At 31.2% G+C, this 3,251-nt stretch carries 7 protein-coding genes; all 7 read left to right on the forward strand.

All coding sequences use genetic code 11. The annotated features are described in order from the left end of the window. The first annotated feature begins 260 nt into the window (after positions 1-260). Positions 261-1,067 (forward strand): CPBP family intramembrane glutamic endopeptidase, encoded by an 807-nt coding sequence (locus H8718_RS19815; RefSeq protein WP_249334782.1) that lies wholly within the window; start codon positions 261-263, stop codon positions 1,065-1,067. Positions 1,068-1,125: 58 nt separating this feature from the next. Then, positions 1,126-1,461, forward strand: coding sequence for an HNH endonuclease (locus H8718_RS19820; protein ID WP_249334784.1), 336 nt, complete (start codon positions 1,126-1,128; stop codon positions 1,459-1,461). 54 nt (positions 1,462-1,515) lie between these two features. Further along, entirely contained in the window at positions 1,516-1,782 is a 267-nt protein-coding gene (locus H8718_RS19825; protein WP_249334468.1) for a hypothetical protein, read from the forward strand. A 66-nt stretch (positions 1,783-1,848) separates the two neighbouring features. Beyond that, positions 1,849-2,082: a hypothetical protein gene (locus tag H8718_RS19830; protein ID WP_249334786.1), complete on the forward strand. Its 234-nt coding sequence runs from the start codon at positions 1,849-1,851 to the stop codon at positions 2,080-2,082. A 141-nt stretch (positions 2,083-2,223) separates the two neighbouring features. Further along, positions 2,224-2,382 (forward strand): hypothetical protein, encoded by a 159-nt coding sequence (locus tag H8718_RS19835; protein WP_249334787.1) that lies wholly within the window; start codon positions 2,224-2,226, stop codon positions 2,380-2,382. A gap of 1 nt (position 2,383) precedes the next feature. Then, on the forward strand, positions 2,384-2,551 hold the full coding sequence (locus H8718_RS19840; protein ID WP_249334788.1) for a hypothetical protein: 168 nt from the start codon (positions 2,384-2,386) through the stop codon (positions 2,549-2,551). Positions 2,552-3,025: 474 nt separating this feature from the next. Next, positions 3,026-3,251: GNAT family N-acetyltransferase (locus H8718_RS19845; protein ID WP_330597791.1), on the forward strand; the 226-nt coding region annotated here is incomplete at its 3' end.

Raw genomic sequence — 3,251 nt, forward strand, 5'->3', positions numbered from 1 at the left:
TATTGTTTTTTTATTGTAAAAATGGGTTATAAGTTATTGTGTGGAAGAGTTATATTAATAGTGTCTTAAATTTCATATTTAACTCCACCCTTAAATATTTTTTGTTTTACATTCCTTAACTTAACCCTCAGTAGAAATACTGGGGGTATTATCATATATAAAATAAAAATACTAAAAATTATACTTAAATAAAAAGTTATTGACGTTTTAGTTATGATGTATTATTGTATTAATTGATTAGTACAATAAGGAGTGGTGAAATGTTTGAAAAAATATTTATAGTAGCTACATTAAGTATAAGTTGGGTTTTAAGTTTAATTTTTATACCACAGGGGGCGATAGGTGCTACTACTATTATAATGATGGTTCCAGCAATATTGGGGTTTATTATAACTATGATTAAGTATAAGTCTATTAAGCAACCATTTAAACCTCTTTTTTATCGACCTAGTATTAAGGGTATATTATTTAGTTTTATATTTCCATTAACTATTATAAGCTTGTGTGGGATGATGGCCTTAGTTACAGGAACAGGAGAGCTAACGGGTGATCTAAGTAGTAATATCACACAAATATTGATTATAGTGATTATGAGTATTCCTTTTGCTATTAGTACATTAGGGGAGGAGTACGGTTGGCGAGGCTATTTATTAGTGGAATTAGAGCATAAGTATGGCCTTAAGAAAGCAAATACTATAGTAGGTATAGTTTGGTGCCTATTTCATTTACCAGCATTTTTCTTGATTAATTTAAGTGCAGGGCTAGGAGGCGCAATAATATTTACAGCAGTGCAAGTTGGGTGTGTATTTTTTGTTAATTTTTCTTATACATATTTATATAGCTTATCAAAAAATGTAATTCTAGTAGGTGTTATGCATTCAGTTTGGAACAATGTAAATACACTCATGCTAGGAGATGCATATAGAAATGAATCCATTGGCATTGTTTCCGGTAATGTAAATTTGATAAATGGGGAGAGAATATATGGATTAATATTTTTAGGTGTATCAGCGTATTTCATATCAAAAATATTATTTAAGAATGTTAAGCATGAAGTAATAAAATAGTAAATGGTAATATATGAGGGTAGTCAATGTGATTACTCTTTTTTATTGGAGAAATATCATGAAAAAAGTTTGCAGTAGATGTGGAAACATCATTTTACATAAACAAAGGTGTGAATGTGCACCCAAATATAATAGGAAAGTATCAGATGAGAAGAGACGCTTTTATTCATCTTATGCGTGGCAGAAATTCAGGAACAGGAAAGTGAAAGAGCATCCTTATTGTGAAAGGTGCTGGAGTAAGTGGAAGTTGATTGTAACGGATAACTTACAAGGGCATCATATCAAATCGTTTAAGGATTATCCTGAATTAAGGTTAGATGAAGAGAATGTAGTTGTATTGTGTAGGACTTGTAACTTACAGGTTGGGGGTAGTAGTAAGGTAGATTGGAAATAGGTGAAATAATTTGAATATTGATATATAATGTTCTTATACAGGGAGCGTGATTATATGAATATATTTAGGTGGAGAAAAATAGCATTATTTCTATTGTACTTTGGACTAGGCTTTATAGCCTCTGCTTTTATATTTATCTATGAGTCTAAAGAAAGTGTAGTAATGTCTCAATTCTTTATAGGAATAGGTTTAATGGTAGTATCAGCAGCAATAAGTTTTATATGTTGGAGATGTCCGTACTGTGGAAAATCTTTTGGAGTTAGGCATGGAAGAATGGAGTCTATTACACATTGCCCATTTTGTGGTGAGAAGCTTAGATAACTTTGTAAAATGGAAAGATAGTAGTGTGGTGGAGTGGTAAATTAGAATTTGGAGAGGGAGACCAATATGCTCAAAAGGTTAAATAACATACTGAATGTTGTAATGGGTTCATCTGTTGGAGTAATTGTAGGACATACCATCTATGTATACTGGGAGTATCGAAAATATCCTGATTTATATGCTATGCAATCTGCTCCATGGTATACAAGCATAGTGGCCTATGGTGTGGTTACTGCTATCGTTTTACTAATTACAATTGTCTTAAAATGTATTGTCAGGAAAAAGTTAAAGAATCATTAAATTCCAGTTTATCTATTAGCACATTAGCTGAAATTTGCCTAGTTGGATAATGTGACTGTGCTTTGTCGAGTGTGTAACTTACAGTTGGGTGATAGTAGTAATATATATTAAAAGATTTGCTATCAAGGTGAGGTGAAGTTAGTGCAAGGAATTAAAACCATTTTGCTAGGAATAGCTTTTATTTTATGTGGAATAGCTTTTTCTTCTATTGATGGTATACCATTGATATTAGGTACTACAGAAATTGGAATAGCATTTTTAGGATATTTTTCTAAGGAGAATAATAGATGGGGGAATTAGTATGGTAGTATTAATGTATTTGAGTATATTTATAGGATTCATATTTCCAGCAGTGATGATTCAAGCTATTAAAAAGGCTATCAATAAAGAAAACTATACTGAGGATGTCTTAATAGCTTGTATTTGTAGTGGAATAATTATAGCTACGTTGATATTAACCAATTCATAGGATGTAAAATGTGGTACTAGTGTGATGGATTGGTAGTAGGTATTAAAATATCGTCAGTATAAGCTTGATGGGGGAAGTATATAAAGATCTAATGGGGAAATCTATAAGCCTCCCTATAGCCAATATATTAGCACATAGGGGTATCTCTACCACGAGGGCCCAATCATTTAAACACAATGCCTAAAATGAAAATTTTTGAGGGTATGATGTGTGGAAAATAGAATAAAACTAGATATGCCAAAGGATACAGCCTAATTGATAGTGTGGAAAACACTATTGAAAAGGGCTCTTTTTTGATGTAAAAAGCCATAAAATGAGGCAGAAAAGGCTAGATTCTTAGTATTTTAATAGATAATATTTTATGTTATACTATTCTGAATTAAACGACATATAAAAGGCTTGGTAGGAATACAAAGCCAACAGATTAGATATTTGTTGAGTTGAAATTATTTATATTTGACGGAGGATTTGCAAATGAATATTGAAACAGATAGATTAATGCTCAAGCCGGTTACACAAAAGTATATTTTTGATATTTTCAATAATTTTACAAATGAAGTGACAGTATATATGTTTCCCTATCCTGTTAAAGACATTAGTGAAACTGAAAATATAGTTGAATGTTGGATAAAACAATGTGCAAATAAGACAGACTATGTGTATGCAATAACACTTAAAGAAACAGCTGAATTCTTGGGGA

Origin of the sequence: Zhenhengia yiwuensis, assembly GCF_014384995.1 — a bacterium.
Classification (GTDB): Bacteria; Bacillota; Clostridia; order Lachnospirales; family Cellulosilyticaceae; genus Zhenhengia; species Zhenhengia yiwuensis.